The organism is Streptococcus infantis, from assembly GCF_047463655.1.
GTDB classification, from domain to species: domain Bacteria; phylum Bacillota; class Bacilli; order Lactobacillales; family Streptococcaceae; genus Streptococcus; species Streptococcus infantis_Z.
The window spans coordinates 120233-135849 of the sequence record NZ_JASHDM010000002.1 but is presented as its reverse complement, the minus strand read 5'-3'; the positions used below and the strand labels follow the sequence as shown (position 1 = coordinate 135849).

Annotated in this window: 14 protein-coding genes; 12 read left to right on the top strand and 2 right to left on the bottom strand. The window is 41.1% G+C overall.

Annotated elements, in window-relative coordinates; genetic code table 11:
- Nucleotides 1-64: 64 nt before the first annotated feature.
- From gmk to QM877_RS02900, 12 genes are all read left to right on the top strand, one after another.
- A complete protein-coding gene (gene gmk, locus QM877_RS02955; protein ID WP_000775049.1) occupies nt 65-691 on the top strand; it encodes a guanylate kinase in 627 nt (208 codons plus the stop codon).
- A 24-nt stretch (nt 692-715) separates the two neighbouring features.
- Nucleotides 716-1030 carry a DNA-directed RNA polymerase subunit omega gene (gene rpoZ, locus QM877_RS02950; protein ID WP_006146546.1) on the top strand — a complete coding sequence of 105 codons (315 nt, stop codon included), beginning with the start codon at nt 716-718 and terminating at the stop codon, nt 1028-1030.
- An 84-nt stretch (nt 1031-1114) separates the two neighbouring features.
- The gene (locus QM877_RS02945; RefSeq protein WP_414317533.1) at nt 1115-3505 is read left to right on the top strand and encodes a primosomal protein N'; all 2391 of its coding nucleotides are present in this window, start codon (nt 1115-1117) and stop codon (nt 3503-3505) included.
- 12 nt (nt 3506-3517) lie between these two features.
- Nucleotides 3518-4453 carry a methionyl-tRNA formyltransferase gene (gene fmt / locus QM877_RS02940; RefSeq protein WP_414317532.1) on the top strand — a complete coding sequence of 312 codons (936 nt, stop codon included), beginning with the start codon at nt 3518-3520 and terminating at the stop codon, nt 4451-4453.
- Nucleotides 4446-5759 carry a 16S rRNA (cytosine(967)-C(5))-methyltransferase RsmB gene (rsmB, locus tag QM877_RS02935; RefSeq protein WP_414317531.1) on the top strand — a complete coding sequence of 438 codons (1314 nt, stop codon included), beginning with the start codon at nt 4446-4448 and terminating at the stop codon, nt 5757-5759. Before fmt ends, rsmB begins: the two co-directional genes overlap by 8 nt.
- 15 nt (nt 5760-5774) lie before the next feature.
- The gene (locus QM877_RS02930; protein WP_414317530.1) at nt 5775-6515 is read left to right on the top strand and encodes a Stp1/IreP family PP2C-type Ser/Thr phosphatase; all 741 of its coding nucleotides are present in this window, start codon (nt 5775-5777) and stop codon (nt 6513-6515) included.
- A complete protein-coding gene (gene pknB, locus QM877_RS02925; RefSeq protein WP_414317529.1) occupies nt 6512-8395 on the top strand; it encodes a Stk1 family PASTA domain-containing Ser/Thr kinase in 1884 nt (627 codons plus the stop codon). The genes QM877_RS02930 and pknB overlap by 4 nt, the downstream gene beginning before the upstream one ends.
- Nucleotides 8396-8483: 88 nt before the next feature.
- The gene (locus QM877_RS02920) at nt 8484-9242 is read left to right on the top strand and encodes a threonine/serine exporter family protein (protein WP_281335347.1); all 759 of its coding nucleotides are present in this window, start codon (nt 8484-8486) and stop codon (nt 9240-9242) included.
- A gap of 1 nt (nt 9243) precedes the next feature.
- Nucleotides 9244-9693: a threonine/serine exporter family protein gene (locus QM877_RS02915; RefSeq protein ID WP_049503410.1), complete on the top strand. Its 450-nt coding sequence runs from the start codon at nt 9244-9246 to the stop codon at nt 9691-9693.
- Nucleotides 9694-9869: 176 nt separating this feature from the next.
- The gene (locus tag QM877_RS02910; RefSeq protein ID WP_414317528.1) at nt 9870-11042 is read left to right on the top strand and encodes a hydroxymethylglutaryl-CoA synthase; all 1173 of its coding nucleotides are present in this window, start codon (nt 9870-9872) and stop codon (nt 11040-11042) included.
- A complete protein-coding gene (locus QM877_RS02905; RefSeq protein WP_414317527.1) occupies nt 11042-12316 on the top strand; it encodes a hydroxymethylglutaryl-CoA reductase, degradative in 1275 nt (424 codons plus the stop codon). Before QM877_RS02910 ends, QM877_RS02905 begins: the two co-directional genes overlap by 1 nt.
- A 236-nt stretch (nt 12317-12552) precedes the next feature.
- Nucleotides 12553-12744, top strand: a complete 192-nt coding sequence (locus tag QM877_RS02900; protein WP_414317526.1) for a hypothetical protein — start codon at nt 12553-12555, stop codon at nt 12742-12744.
- A gap of 244 nt (nt 12745-12988) precedes the next feature.
- On the opposite strand, the gene QM877_RS02895 is transcribed toward QM877_RS02900, so the two are convergent.
- The gene (locus QM877_RS02895) at nt 12989-13954 is read right to left on the bottom strand and encodes a LacI family DNA-binding transcriptional regulator (protein WP_414317525.1); all 966 of its coding nucleotides are present in this window, start codon (nt 13952-13954) and stop codon (nt 12989-12991) included.
- The gene (locus QM877_RS02890; protein ID WP_414317524.1) at nt 13935-15389 is read right to left on the bottom strand and encodes a sucrose-6-phosphate hydrolase; all 1455 of its coding nucleotides are present in this window, start codon (nt 15387-15389) and stop codon (nt 13935-13937) included. Before QM877_RS02890 ends, QM877_RS02895 begins: the two co-directional genes overlap by 20 nt.
- Between the last annotated feature and the right edge of the window lie 228 nt (nt 15390-15617).

Here is a 15617-nt window from a genome sequence, read left to right as displayed (position 1 = left end):
GCTTTAGACATATAATCTTACAGAAATTTTCAAGTCATTTCACAAACTATCTAAAGGAGACATAATGGCAGACCGAGGCTTACTAATCGTTTTTTCAGGTCCTTCAGGAGTTGGAAAAGGAACGGTTAGACGAGAAATTTTTGAGAGTTCTGAAAATCAATTTCAATATTCTGTATCTATGACAACGCGGGCACAACGTCCAGGTGAAGTAGATGGTGTTGATTATTTCTTCCGTACACGGGAGGAATTTGAAGAGTTGATCCGTCAAGGGCAGATGTTAGAGTATGCAGAGTATGTGGGTAACTACTATGGAACTCCTCTGACTTATGTTAATGAAACGCTTGATAAGGGAATCGATGTCTTTCTTGAAATTGAAGTGCAAGGAGCTCTCCAGGTTAAGAAAAAAGTTCCAGATGCTGTCTTTATCTTTTTGACACCACCAGATTTGGAAGAATTGCAAGACCGTCTCGTAGGCCGTGGTACAGATAGCGCAGAAGTGATTGCTCAGCGTATCGAAAAAGCCAAGGAAGAAATTGCTTTGATGCGTGAGTATGACTATGCTATTGTCAATGACCATGTTCCTCTAGCTGCCGAGCGTGTGAAACGTGTCATTGAAGCTGAACATTTCCGTGTAGACCGCGTGATTGGTCACTATCAGGATATGCTACCAAAGTCTCCGACTATTCGATAAAATTTAGAAAACAGGTACAAACAAATGATGTTAAAACCCTCTATTGATACCTTGCTTGATAAGGTACCATCAAAATATTCACTTGTCATCTTGGAAGCAAAGCGTGCCCACGAATTAGAAGCTGGAGCACCTGCAACTCAAGAATTCAAATCTGAAAAATCAACTCTTCGTGCCTTGGAAGAAATTGAATCAGGGAATGTAACCATCCACCCAGATCCAGAAGGAAAACGCGAAGCTGTTCGTCGTCGCATCGAAGAAGAAAGACGATTGAAAGAAGAAGAAGAAAAGAAAATTAAAGAGCAAATCGCGAAAGAAAAAGAAGAAGGTGAAAAAATTTAAGGTTGGGGGGACTCAATCTTATTTTTTCTATTGCAAGAATACTCAATCAATTAAAAGGATTTAAGAAGAGAAGGAGGTGAGGATATGGCTATTGCAAAAATCATTGTGGATGTTCCCTTGATGCAGACAGACCAGCCCTATAGCTACAAGATTCCAGAGGAATTTGAAGAGATGCTGGAAGTTGGCATGCGAGTTCATGTACCTTTTGGGAAGGCCAATCGCTTGATTCAGGGGATTGTTCTTGGAATGGAACAAGAATCGGAAATGGCAGACGAGGACTTAAAAGAAATTGCCGAGGTGCTGGACTTTTCTCCTGTTTTAACAGAGGAACAACTCTGGCTAGCAGAGGAACTACGTAAATCAGTCTTCTCATACAAAATTTCTATCTTAAAAGCCATGCTTCCTGGATTTTTGAATTCTAGCTATGATAAAATCCTCTATCCTCTGGAAGGCTTGAGTCAGAAAGATAGAGACCGTTTGTTTGGTTCGCAGGAGTCTCTAGCATTTTCATCTCTTGACCTAGAAAAGCAAGCTGAGATGATGCGTTTGACCCGAAAAGGGATCTTGAAGCTAGAGTATCAGGCTGTGGATCAGAAGAAGGTCAAAACACAGTCTTGGGTTGAAGTTCATCTTGAACAGTTAGAACAGCTAGAAATCTCAAACCGTGCTAAGAAGAAATTGGAACTGCGAGATTATTTATTAGCACATCCAGAAAGCACTCCTTTGGCTACTTTGTTAGAACATTACTCACGGGAGCAAGTCAATTTCTTTGTGGAACAGGGTGCTTTGACGATTCTTCAGAAGGAAGTTCAACGTTCAGCTGCTTACTTTGAAGGAATCGAGTCAAATCAAGCCTTAGAGTTAAATCAAGAGCAAAAAGTAGCCTGTGAGGCAGTTGTTGGAGCGATTGGGAAGCAATATCCTCCCTTTCTGCTTCAAGGAATTACAGGAAGTGGGAAAACTGAGGTTTACCTGCAGATTATCCAAGGTGCCCTGGATATGGGAAAAACAGCGATTGTTCTAGTTCCGGAAATCTCTCTGACACCTCAAATGACAGAGCGCTTTATTGCTCGTTTCGGTGACAAAGTAGCCATTCTCCACTCTGGCTTGTCAAATGGTGAAAAGTACGATGAATGGCGCAAGGTGGAGCGTGGAGAAGCCCAGGTAGTGGTTGGGGCCAGGTCTGCTATTTTTGCACCTTTGAAAAATCTAGGTGTTATCATTATCGATGAAGAGCACGAGGCTAGCTACAAGCAAGACAGCAATCCGCGTTATCATGCTAGGGATGTGGCTGGTTTACGAGCACAGTACAATCAAGCAGCATTAGTCCTTGGTTCTGCAACGCCGAGTTTAGAAAGTCGTGCGCGTGCTGGTAAGGGTGTTTATCAACATCTACGCCTGACGCAACGGGCCAATCCTTTAGCAAGTATTCCTGAGGTTCAACTGATTGACTTCCGTGATTATATCGGGCAGAATGAAACGTCCAACTTTACACCACCACTGATTGAGGCAATACAAGATCGATTGGATAAGAAAGAGCAAGTGGTTCTCATGCTCAACCGCCGTGGCTATTCTAGTTTTGTCATGTGCCGGGAATGTGGGACCGTGGATACCTGCCCTAATTGTGATATTTCCTTGACGCTCCACATGGATACCAAGACGATGAACTGTCATTATTGTGGTTTTTCCAAAGAAATTCCTCATGTCTGTCCAAACTGTCAGAGTCGCAGTATTCGTTACTATGGAACAGGGACTCAGAAGGCTTATGACGAGCTGGCTGAACTCTTTCCAGAGGCACGTATTCTACGCATGGATGTGGATACAACTCGTAAAAAGGGTAGTCACCAAGCTTTACTTGAGCAATTTGGCAATGGTGAAGCGGACATATTGCTAGGAACCCAGATGATTGCCAAGGGCTTGGATTTTCCAAATGTGACCTTGGTTGGTGTTCTCAATGCGGATACAGCCTTGAATCTGCCTGACTTCCGTTCTTCTGAAAGAACCTTCCAACTCTTGACCCAGGTAGCAGGACGAGCAGGTCGAGCTGAAAAGGCAGGTCAAGTCTTGATTCAGTCCTATAATCCTCAGCATTATGCCATTCGTTTTGCCAAGGATCAGGACTACGAAGGTTTTTATTCCTACGAAATGGGAATCAGACGTCAGTTAGGTTACCCGCCTTATTATTTCACTATTGGGATTACCTTGTCTCATAAGAAAGAAGAAGAAGTTCTTAAACGTGCTTATCAAGTCATGGAAATATTGCGGTCAGGTTTGTCGGATGCTAGTATAATTCTTGGCCCAACGCCCAAACCTATCGCTCGTACTCATAACCTCTATCATTATCAGATTTTAATTAAATACCGTTTAGAAGATGAGCTGGGTTCAACCCTTAACCAGGTCTTGGCTCTAACTCAAGAACGGGAAAATAGTGAACTTCGTCTCAGTATTGACCACGAACCGCAACAATTTTTATAAGAAGGAGAAGATATGACAAAACTAATATTTATGGGAACGCCTGAATTTTCAGCGACTGTTTTAAAGGGGCTTTTGTCAGATGACCGCTACGAGATTCTAGCTGTTGTAACACAACCAGATCGCGCAGTTGGGCGTAAAAAAGTCATACAAGAAACCCCAGTTAAACAAGCAGCAAAAGAGGCAGGACTTCCTATCTACCAACCAGAAAAATTATCGGGTAGTCCAGAAATGGAAGCTATCATGAATTTGGGTGCTGATGGGATTGTGACAGCCGCCTTTGGGCAATTTCTCCCAAGTAAACTCCTTGATAGCATGGATTTTGCAGTCAATGTTCATGCTTCCCTCCTTCCTAAACACCGTGGTGGTGCTCCTATCCATTATGCCTTGATTCAGGGTGATGAGGAGGCAGGAGTAACCATTATGGAAATGGTCAAGGAAATGGATGCAGGAGATATGATTTCTCGTCGCAGTATTCCCATTACTGATGAGGACAATGTTGGGACCTTGTTTGAAAAATTGGCAATTGTTGGTCGTGATCTGCTTTTGGATACTTTGCCTGCATACATTGCTGGCGAGATTCAACCAGAACCACAAGACCCAAGTCAAGTAACTTTCTCACCAAATATCAAACCTGAGGAAGAAAAGTTGGACTGGAACAAGACCAATCGTCAACTCTTTAACCAAATCCGTGGGATGAATCCATGGCCAGTTGCTCATACCTTCCTCAAGGGAGAACGCTTCAAAATCTATGAAGCTCTACCTGTAGAAGGGAAGGGTAATCCGGGGGAGATACTCTCCATCGGTAAGAAAGAAATGATCGTCGCAACAGCAGAGGGTGCTCTATCTTTCAAACAGGTTCAACCAGCAGGAAAACCTAAGATGGATATTGCTTCCTTCCTCAACGGTGTGGGACGAACTTTGGCAGTAGGAGAACGATTTGGTGACTAAAGTAGAAACGGCTAGAAGTTTAGCCCTAGAGGTATTGGAGGATGTCTTTATCCAACAAGCTTACTCCAATATCGCCTTAAATAAACACTTAAAAGCAAGTCAGCTATCTCTGACAGATAAGGGCTTGGTAACAGAGCTTGTGTATGGAACTGTAGCTCGAAAACTTACATTGGAGTGGTACATTTCTCACTTTATTGAGGATAGAGATAAGCTAGATAGCTGGCTCTATGTTCTGCTTCTCATGAGCGTCTATCAACTCCAATACTTGGATAAGCTTCCTGACCATGCAGTGGTCAATGAAGCGGTGGAAATTGCAAAATCTCGTAAGAAGGGTAGCGAAAAACTTGTCAATGCAGTTCTTCGCCGTATCTTGCGAGAAGGTTTGCCAGATATTGCAAGTATCAAACGTAAAAATAAGCGCGATTCCATTGCCTATTCTCTTCCAGTTTGGTTGATTTCGAAACTCAAGGAAGAGTATGGAGAAGAGCGAGCTCAAGCTATTTTTGAAAGTCTTTTGCAACGGAATAAAGCCAGTATTCGCGTAACAGATTTGAGCCGAAAAGAGCAGATTAAAGCTCTGCTTGGTGCAAGTGATTCTCTTTTATCTCCTGCTGGTCTGGTTAAGGAACAGGGGCATTTTGCTAGTCATGACTTCTTTTCAGAAGGACTTATTACTATCCAGGATGAGTCTAGTCAGTTGGTTGCACCGACACTAGAGCTACAAGGCGACGAGCAGGTTTTAGATGCTTGTGCAGCTCCTGGCGGAAAGACCGCCCATATGGCATCCTATCTGACGACAGGTCAGGTAACGGCTCTAGATCTCTATGACCATAAACTCACTTTGATTCAAGAAAATGCTCAGCGTTTAGGCGTAGCAGACCGTGTCCAAACACAAAAATTGGATGCCAGAAAGGTGCATGAGTTTTTTGGCAAGGATCAATTTGATAAGATTTTAGTTGACGCTCCTTGTTCAGGTATTGGTCTATTGCGTCGAAAACCAGATATCAAATACAATAAAGAAACGGCAGATTTCGCGTCATTACAGGAAATTCAGCTGGAAATATTAGGTAGTGTTTGTCAAACACTACGAAAAGGTGGTATAATAACCTATAGTACCTGCACTATTGTCTCGGAAGAGAACTTTAAAGTGGTTCAAGCATTTTTAGAAAGTCATCCCGAGTTCGAGCAGGTTAAACTAGAACACGAATGCAAGGATATTCTAAAAGATGGCTGTATCCTTATTACTCCGGAATTATACGGAAGTGATGGATTCTTCATCAGCCAATTTCGTAAGATATCCAATTAGGAAGGAACTGACACAATGGAGATTTCATTATTAACAGATGTGGGTCAGAAGCGTACAAATAATCAAGACTATGTCAATCTTTTTGTCAATCGTGCTGGTCGCACGATGATCATCTTGGCTGATGGGATGGGAGGTCATCGCGCAGGAAATATTGCCAGTGAGATGGCAGTTACGGACTTAGGTGTTGCCTGGGTTGATACGCAGATCGACACCGTTAATGAAGTTCGCGAATGGTTTGCCCACCATCTAGAAGTTGAAAATCAAAAGATTTATCAACTAGGACGAGATGAAGCCTACAAGGGAATGGGGACAACCCTCGAAGCTCTTGCAGTTATCGGAAATCAGGCAATTTATGCCCATATCGGAGATTCTAGAATCGGTCTGATTCGTGGTGAAGAATACCATCAATTGACCAGTGATCATTCTTTGGTCAATGAATTGCTCAAGGCAGGTCAATTGACACCTGAAGAAGCTGAAGCACATCCACAAAAGAATATTATCACCCAATCTATCGGACAAAAAGACGAAATTCAACCTGACTTTGGAATTGTTAGCTTGGAAGCTGGAGACTATCTGGTCATGAATAGCGACGGTCTAACCAATATGATTTCAGGCAGTGAGATCTATGATATTGTGACAAGCGATATTTCGCTTGATGATAAGGCAGCCACTTTAGTACGCTTTGCCAACAATGCCGGAGGGCTTGATAATATTACAGTTGCCCTTGTTTCGATTAAGGAGGAGGCGGCACTATGATCCAAATCGGCAAGATTTTTGCCGGGCGGTATCGGATTATCAAACAAATTGGCCGTGGAGGTATGGCAGATGTCTACCTAGCCAAGGATTTGATTTTAGACGGGGAAGAGGTAGCTGTAAAGGTCCTGAGGACTAACTACCAGACTGACCCGATTGCTGTTGCTCGTTTTCAGCGTGAAGCGCGTGCAATGGCTGACTTAGATCATCCCCATATCGTTCGGATAACGGATATCGGCGAAGAGGACGGTCAACAGTACCTAGCTATGGAATATGTAGCTGGTCTTGATCTCAAGCGCTATATCAAAGAACACTATCCCCTCTCAAATGAAGAAGCTGTCCGTATCATGGGTCAGATTCTCTTAGCGATGCGCTTGGCGCACACTAAAGGTATTGTCCATCGTGACTTAAAACCTCAAAATATTCTTTTAACTCCTGATGGAACGGCTAAGGTGACGGACTTTGGGATTGCTGTAGCCTTTGCAGAGACCAGTCTGACTCAGACCAACTCTATGTTGGGTTCTGTCCACTACTTGTCACCTGAGCAGGCTCGTGGCTCTAAGGCAACTGTGCAGAGTGACATCTATGCCATGGGGATTATTTTCTACGAGATGCTGACAGGGCATATCCCTTATGATGGCGATAGTGCAGTAACCATTGCCCTCCAGCATTTTCAAAAACCACTTCCTTCGGTTATAGCTGAAAATCCATCTGTTCCCCAAGCTTTGGAGAATGTGGTCATCAAAGCAACTGCTAAAAAGCTTACGGATCGATACAAGTCGGTTTCAGAGATGTATGTTGATTTGTCTAGTAGTCTATCTTATAACCGCAGAAATGAACCTAAACGTGTTTTTGATGACGCTACTAAGGCGGACACAAAGACATTGCCAAAGGTTCCTCAAACAACCTTGACCTCCATTCCTAAGGTGCAACCACAGACAGATAGCCATCAGGCAACTAAAGCTAGCCCAGAAGTAAGTGCTAAAAAATCCGTGGAAAAACCAGTGAAAAAACGTCATTTTAAAGCACGTTATCTGGTTCTACTAGCAAGTTTCGTACTGGTTGCCGCTTCTTTGGTGTGGATTTTATCCAGAACACCAACTACTGTTGAGATTCCAAAAGTTGCAGGTCAAACTGTCGCTGAAGCAAAAGAAAATCTGAAAAAAGCGAATTTTGAAATTGGTGAGGAAAAAACGGAAGCTAGTGATACCGTAGAGGAAGGTCGGGTTATCCGAACAGATCCAGATGCTGGCTCAGCTCGCAAAGAAGGGTCTAAAGTTAATCTAATCATATCTTCAGGTAAACAATCATTTAAGATTGGAAACTATATTGGACGCAAATCTACTGATGTTATTGCAGAATTGAAAGGGAAAAAAGTTCCTGAAAATCTGATTAAGATTGAAGAAGAAGAGTCCAGTGAATCAGAACCAGGTGTGATTTTAAAACAGAGCCTAGCAGAAGGTACAACCTATGATCTTAGCAAGGCAACTTCTATCGTTTTGACTGTTGCTAAAAAGGTGACAACCGTGACCATGCCAAGTTATATTGGCTCAAGTCTTGAATTTACAAAGAATAACTTAATTCAAATTGTTGGTGTCAAGGAAGCCAATATCGAAGTAGTAGAGGTATCGACAGCTCCTGAGGGCACTGCTGAAGGAACTGTTGTCGATCAAAGTCCAAAACCAGGTGCGAAAGTTGATCTAAGTACGACACGTATAAAGATCTCTATTTATAAACCAAAAACTCCACCATCATCTTCTTCTGTTCCATCTTCGAGCCAGCGTAACTCTAACAGGGCAGATAATACGGTGCCATCTCAAAGTTCATCGACTCCATCTTCGTCTACGCAAACTCATGCGGACGAACATAACACTGATAACTAAATAATCTTTGTCACAGTTTTTGTGGCAAAGATTTTTTTTCCTCCGAAATTATGATAAAATAAAATGGAGTTTGAAAAAGGAGGGAAACATGGAAGAATCAAAAAAACTGAATGCAGTTATTGATGTCATCATGCTGGCAGGAACGATTTTACTCCGTAATGGTTCTGAGATTTATCGTGTTGAAGATACTATGATTCGGATTGCTCATTCACAGGGTATTATGGATTGTAATGTTTTAGCCATGCCCGCAGCCATTTTTTTCTCCATTGAAAATACAAATATCTCTCGTATGAAGCGAGTGACCTCCTCAGCTTATAATATTGAGAAGGTATGTGATGTCAATCAGATTTCACGGCAGCTTGTATCAGGACAGCTGGATCTGGAGACAGCCTTTATCCAACTAAAGGAATTGAATGCCAAGGCATCTCCCTACACTAATGTTCAACTAACTGCTGCAGCGACCCTCAGTGCTCCTTTCTTTTCAATCATGTTTGGTGGGAATGTCTATGATGCCATCGGAGCAGGAGTGGCGACCTTGTTTGCTTTTACTTGCTCTCTCTATGTAGAGAAGTTTATTCGTATCCCTTTTATGACTGCTTTCGCAGGAGCACTTGTCTTTGGTTTGATTGCACAATTTTGGGCGCGCTATTCTGGCTTGCCGTCGACAGCTGATTTGGTGATTGCGGGTGCGGTTATGCCTTTTGTACCTGGAATTGCCCTGACTAATGCTGTTCGAGATATTATGACCAATCACATTAACTCTGGTATGAGCAAGATGTTTGAATCCTTGCTGATCACCCTTGCCTTAGGGGCTGGAACATCAGTCGCCCTCTTACTCATGAACTAATATGACACTAACAACATTTTTATTGCAAGCTCTGGCAAGTTTGCTTGCCATTATTACCTTTTTAATCGTTTTAAATGTCCAGCGTTCCATGCTTATCCCTGGTGGAGTTTTAGGAATGTCTATCTGGCTACTCTATCTGATACTCAAGGAACCAACCAATGTTATTTTGGCAACCTTTATTGCTGCGGTGATTGGTTCTTGTGTCAGCCAGATTATGAGTATTCTCTACAAAACGCCAGCAGTGGTTTTTGCCCTAGCCATTCTGGCACCACTAGTACCAGGTTATCTATCTTACCGAACCACATCCTTCTTCGTTACAGGTGACTACGGTCATGCCATTTCTAGTGCCATGTTAGTCATGATGCTAGCTCTCGTTATCTCTATTGGAATGGCCAGTGGGACAGTTTTGTTGAAATTGTATCATTATCTCAAAAAGAATCGAGCTAGCTAAGACTCGATTTTTTGTAGCCCTAAAGTTCTGTTTGTTGGACTAACCTAAAAATGAGATAAGGTTTTAAAAATGAACTTGATTTGGTGAATCAAGTCTTTTTTCGCTCATTTGACCTCAATTGTGATAAAATAGAGGTGAACGATTTTTTACAATGAATGATAAAAATAGAGGTAAATATGACAATCGGTATTGATAAGATTGGTTTTGCGACCAGTCAATACGTTTTGAAATTACAAGATTTAGCAGAAACCCGAGGAATTGATCCTGAAAAATTGAGTAAAGGACTCCTTTTAAAAGAATTGAGTATTGCTCCTTTGACAGAGGATATTGTTACCTTGGCTACCAGTGCAGGAAATTCTATCCTGACTGAAGAAGATAAGCAAGAGATTGATATGGTTATTGTAGCGACAGAGTCTGGGATTGACCAGAGTAAAGCTGCAGCTGTCTTTGTACACGGTTTGCTTGGGATTCAACCATTTGCTCGTAGTTTTGAAATCAAGGAAGCTTGCTATGGTGCAACAGCGGCCCTTCACTATGCTAAGTTACACGTAGAAAATTCTCCAAAATCAAAAGTTTTGGTACTAGCCAGTGATATTGCAAGGTATGGTGTTGAAACTCCTGGAGAACCAACTCAAGGTGCAGGCTGTGTTGCTATGTTGATTAGCCAAAATCCACGTGTTATGGCCTTCAACAACGATAACGTTGCACAGACTCGTGATATCATGGACTTTTGGCGTCCAAATTACTCGACAACACCATTTGTAAATGGAGTTTACTCAACACAGCAGTATCTTGATAGCTTAAAAACGACTTGGGAAGAGTACCAAAAGCGTTATGACTGTAACTTGGACGATTTTGAGGCTGTATGTTTCCACTTGCCATATCCGAAGCTAGCTCTCAAAGGATTGAAAAAAATCCTAGACAAATCCTTGCCTCAAGAGAAAAAGGACTTGCTTCAAAAGCACTTTGATGAATCTATTATTTATAGCCAAAAAGTTGGAAATATCTATACAGGTTCACTCTTCTTAGGTCTCTTGTCTCTTCTTGAAAATTCTGATAGTCTCAAAGCAGGTGATAAGATTGCCCTCTACAGCTATGGTAGTGGTGCTGTATCTGAGTTCTTTAGTGTGGAATTGGTTCAAGGTTATGAGAAACAATTGTTGACTAACCGCCTAGAGTTATTAGATCAACGCCAAACTTTAAGTGTTGCAGACTATGAGCGAATCTTTTTTGAAGAAGCGAAATTGGATGAGTCTGGTTCTGCAACTATGTCAGGCTATGAAGGACAAGACTATGCTCTGGTTGAGATTGTAGACCACCAACGTCGCTACAGCAAGGTTGAAAAATAATGAAAAAAAATTGGAATGGATTTGCTAAAAAATCAGCCCGAGAGCGCCTAGAGTTAGTCCAGTCTCAAGCGCTGACTTCTATGGAAGCCCAAGAAAGTTTGGGGAAAAATGAAAATCTCAGTCTAGCAGTTGCGGACCAATTGAGTGAAAATGTGGTGGGGACCTTCTCGCTTCCTTACTCAGTAGTTCCAGAAGTTCTGGTAAATGGTCAGGAGTATACCGTTCCCTATGTGACCGAAGAACCATCTGTAGTTGCTGCAGCCAGTTTTGCTAGCAAAATTATCAAAAGAGCAGGCGGTTTTACTGCTCAGGTTCACCAACGCCAAATGATCGGTCAAGTGGCTCTCTATCAAGTCCCAGATAGGGATAAAGCTCGTCAGGCCATTCTAAGTCAAAAAACGGATTTACTCGAACAAGCAAACCAAGCCTATCCTTCTATTGTCAAACGTGGTGGTGGAGCGAGAGAGCTAACAGTTGAAAAAATTTCTGGTGAGTCTGACTTTTTAGTGGTTTACCTCCATGTCGATACTCAGGAAGCCATGGGAGCTAATATGCTCAATACCATGCTTGAAGCTTTAAAACCAAGTTTAGAGGCTCTAAGTCAAGGGCAAAGTTTAATGGGGATTCTATCCAACTATGCAACAGATTCTCTAGTAACTGCCACCTGTCGTATTGCCTTTCGTTATTTGAGTCGCCAGAAGGATGAGGCTCGTGAACTAGCAGAAAAAATGGTTTTGGCCAGTCAGTTTGCTCAGGCTGATCCTTATCGAGCAGCTACCCATAACAAAGGAATCTTTAATGGAATAGATGCTCTCTTGATTGCTACTGGAAATGATTGGCGTGCCATCGAAGCAGGAGCGCATGCCTATGCCAGTCATGATGGTGCTTATCGAGGTCTCAGTCGTTGGACTATGGATTTGGAAACTGAAGAACTAATTGGAGAGATGACCATGCCGATGCCAGTTGCTACCAAGGGTGGATCAATTGGTCTTAATCCTCGTGTAGTTCTTAGCCATGAGTTGCTAGGTCATCCATCAGCTAAGGAATTGGCCCAAATTATCGTGTCAATTGGTCTTGCACAAAACTTTGCAGCTCTTAAAGCTCTTGTCAGCACAGGGATTCAGCATGGACATATGAAACTACAAGCAAAATCCTTGGCTCTTCTAGCAGGAGCCACAGAGGCTGAAGTACCTAAGTTGGTAGAAAGCTTGATTGCTGAAAAAACTTTTAATTTAGAAAAAGCGCAAACGCTATTGAAACATTTAAGATCATAAGAAAAACTCATACTGGTTTGATTTTTAGCGCTTTTTACTGTTTTTTCAAATAAAAGAAACTCAAATACAGAATCGTATTTGAGTTTCTTAATTCAACGACAGTGTTTGACAGTTTTTCTATTTTTGTTCAAAAAACCAAGATGTATGCATTGATAACGCTTTGATTTTTATTATAATATAACTGTAAATTATTAAGATTGGTAATCAAAAAAATATAGAGAGGAGGATTTTTGATTATGAATAAAAAAATAAAAATGGTAAGTGTTGCATTACTTAGTACAGTAATATTGAATATAGCACTTACAGAAGGTGTTTCAGTTGTTCATGCTAATGAGGTGGCTTCAGCTACAAAATTTGGATATGCTGTAGTTGACATGGGGTCTACTATTTTGGGAATTAAGGCAATTGGTGATAACTGTTTTGAATAAGAAATACAATATAGTTTTATTTTTATTATTTATAGTCTATTTGTTTGGGTACTTCTCAATTTCAAAAAATTTAATTCCTATAATGTGTGTGATCCAAATATTTTTGTTAGAAAATATATTTAAATCTCAAAATAAGCTTATCCAAATAGGTAAAATTATAGTTATTATTGCTTCTATAATATTATTTATTGATAGTATACTAAATTAAGAGTCTGAGAACTATTTTGTCTCAGACTCTTTTTGTTTAAATACTTTTACCTGGTAAGAGGCTGACTGGTAAGAAATAACCAGTCGTGGCAACTTCTTTTCCTTCGATTTTTTGAAGTAGTAAATCAACTGTCAGGCGAGCAATTTCTTCCAAGGGTTGTTTAATGGTAGTGAGGTGAGGGTAGAAATTCTCAATGAAATAAGTTCCATCATAACCGATAACCTTAAGTTGTTCTGGAACAGAGATACCAAGTTCCTGAGCAATCTTCATAACCAAGATGGCTGTTAAATCGTCTGATGCGAAAATAGCATCTGGTTTTTGCTTAGTCAAGATATTTTTGATTTCCATTTCTTTTCGAAGGGGTGAAAAGTCACTGGAAACATTGATAATGGGAGCGTTGGGGAAGATAGAAGCAAATCCTGCATGGCGAAGTCCAGTTGGAGAATTGGAGTTATCATTACCTGTAATCATAATGACAGACTTAGCTCCAGTTTTCGCTAAAGTTTGAGCTGCAAGGACTCCACCAGCATAGTTATCAGAGGAAACGACAGGAATGTCTGGTGATAGGTTTCGGTCAAAAGAAATGATAGGAGCTGTTACGCGATTGTAGTCTTCAATCCCTAAGTTATGGCTACCAGAGATAATGCCGTCCACTTGATTAGCTTCTAGCATTTCAAGATATTCACGTTCTTTTTCCGAATCGTGCTCACTATTACAGATGATGGTCTTATAGCCGTTTTTGAAGAGTTCGTGCTCCAGTTTGTCAATCAATTCAGCATAGAAAACATGGCTGATTTTTGGGAAAATCAACCCAATTAACTTGGCTGATTTTCCTTGAAGACTTCGAGCTAAGTTATTGGGTTTATAGCCCAGTTCACGCATAGCGTCATTGACCTTTTGAATGGTTTTTTCTGACAGGTAGCCCTTTTTATTGATAACACGTGAGACAGTAGTTGGGCTGACACCAGCTAATTTTGCGACATCAGTTAGTTTTGCGACCATATTCTAATTCGTAGTAAGTTCCAGTTGGGTTTCCAGATTTAATGAGGATTCCATTTTGATCTTTGTGAGGGAAGACACGACCAGAAAATACTTTTTCTCCTTTATTGATGAAAATTTCAAAGACTGAATTATCGATGAAGATATTTACAGTAGTAGCTTGGTTGTCAATTGAACATGAGCGAGTAGTTCCAAATTCTTGAGCATATTGCTCACCTGCTTGACTGCGGTCAACAGTAACTTGACCATTGACAAGGTCAAAATTGATAGAGAGTCCTTTGCCATCTTTGTCAGCAAGAAGAACGATTTCACTTTGACTATTAGCTGCTAAGTTAAGCTCGAGCTCGTAGGTGTTTTTGGTTTCAGAACGATTTGAAAATTCCTCTTGTGAAGCACGGAGTTCTTTGATAGCAGCTACAGGATACTGATAGAGTTTGCCATCTTTAATGGTAAGTTCCTTGACCAATGAGAAAGTCCCTTGGTGATCAAAACGATCAGATGGATAAGACACATCTGGCAAACCAAGCCAGCTAACTGCTAGGGCACGTCCATCAGGAGCATTGAAGGCCTGAGTAGCGTATGCTTCAAACCCATAATCAAGATTGTGAAGTTCAGAAACGTCTACCATACGAGCATTTTCAGGATCAAAGGAAGTACCGATTTTATACATATTTGGATAGATGTTGTCATAGTCAAGAACCTTTTTATCCAAACCTTGTGGGCAGTAGAGAAGGACGGGCTGTTCTCCAACAAAGACGAGGTTCGGACACTCCATCATATAAGCGGTACGGTCGTTGTTAAAGTCCAAATCACCAACTTCTTGCCAGTTTGTATAATCGTTATCGACCGCTTTGTAGAGACGGACAAAACCTTTTTTCTCCGAGTCTTGACCACCAACGATAGCGTAGTATTGTCCTTTAAAGTTAAAAATCTGTGGATCGCGGAAGTGGTCAGTAGCATCAGCAGGTTGATCAATCAAGACCTTATCAATCTTTTTAATATTTCCATCCTTATCCATCAAGGCACCAATCTGATAAGGGTGGCGTACCCAATTTTCATCACGGACATTTCCTGTATAGAATAGGAACAATTGATCATCAAACTGCATAGCAGATCCTGAGTAAGCGCCGTGGCTATCCAGTGGAGTATCAGGTAAGATTTTAACACCTGTTTCAGTAAAGTGCACCAAATCGTCACTCTCAAGTTGAACCCAAGATTTCAAGCCGTGGGCTGCTCCAAAGGGGAAGTTTTGGTAAAAGACAATCCACTTACCATCAAAATAAGAAAAACCGTTTGGATCGTTGAGAAGTCCTTCCTTTGGTTCAATGTGATAGCTGACATGCCATGGGGATTGCGCCATCTTTTCTTGGATTTCTTTTCTTTCTTCTTGTGTCCAATCTTCATAACGTCTGTAACGACGTTCAGTAGTCCATTCCATTTCTATTTCCTCCATAAATTCTACTATCTTAATAGTAAACGTTTCCTTATAAAAAAGCAAGTCTTTTACACTAAATTAAAGAAAAAAATGTCAAACGATTGACAGAATCTAGGAACGTAATTTTATGAAAAATGATGAAAATATGGAAGTTTTTGAAAACTTTAAAGTAAAAACCTTGATTTTAGAGGGTTTTATGGCTGTGTTGATGAAAAAAATAGCAAAAACAAT

Excerpts from the sequence above, each read along its gene's own strand:
- rpoZ (WP_006146546.1), top strand. The coding sequence starts at position 716 with ATGATGTTAAAACCCTCTATTGATACCTTGCTTGATAAGGTACCATCA.
- QM877_RS02905 (WP_414317527.1), top strand. The coding sequence starts at position 11,042 with ATGAAAAAAAATTGGAATGGATTTGCTAAAAAATCAGCCCGAGAGCGC.
- QM877_RS02915 (WP_049503410.1), top strand. The coding sequence starts at position 9,244 with ATGACACTAACAACATTTTTATTGCAAGCTCTGGCAAGTTTGCTTGCC.
- QM877_RS02890 (WP_414317524.1), bottom strand. The coding sequence starts at position 15,389 with ATGGAATGGACTACTGAACGTCGTTACAGACGTTATGAAGATTGGACA.
- QM877_RS02895 (WP_414317525.1), bottom strand. The coding sequence starts at position 13,954 with ATGGTCGCAAAACTAACTGATGTCGCAAAATTAGCTGGTGTCAGCCCA.
- QM877_RS02930 (WP_414317530.1), top strand. The coding sequence starts at position 5,775 with ATGGAGATTTCATTATTAACAGATGTGGGTCAGAAGCGTACAAATAAT.
- fmt (WP_414317532.1), top strand. The coding sequence starts at position 3,518 with ATGACAAAACTAATATTTATGGGAACGCCTGAATTTTCAGCGACTGTT.
- gmk (WP_000775049.1), top strand. The coding sequence starts at position 65 with ATGGCAGACCGAGGCTTACTAATCGTTTTTTCAGGTCCTTCAGGAGTT.
- QM877_RS02900 (WP_414317526.1), top strand. The coding sequence starts at position 12,553 with ATGAATAAAAAAATAAAAATGGTAAGTGTTGCATTACTTAGTACAGTA.
- pknB (WP_414317529.1), top strand. The coding sequence starts at position 6,512 with ATGATCCAAATCGGCAAGATTTTTGCCGGGCGGTATCGGATTATCAAA.
- QM877_RS02945 (WP_414317533.1), top strand. The coding sequence starts at position 1,115 with ATGGCTATTGCAAAAATCATTGTGGATGTTCCCTTGATGCAGACAGAC.
- QM877_RS02910 (WP_414317528.1), top strand. The coding sequence starts at position 9,870 with ATGACAATCGGTATTGATAAGATTGGTTTTGCGACCAGTCAATACGTT.
- QM877_RS02920 (WP_281335347.1), top strand. The coding sequence starts at position 8,484 with ATGGAAGAATCAAAAAAACTGAATGCAGTTATTGATGTCATCATGCTG.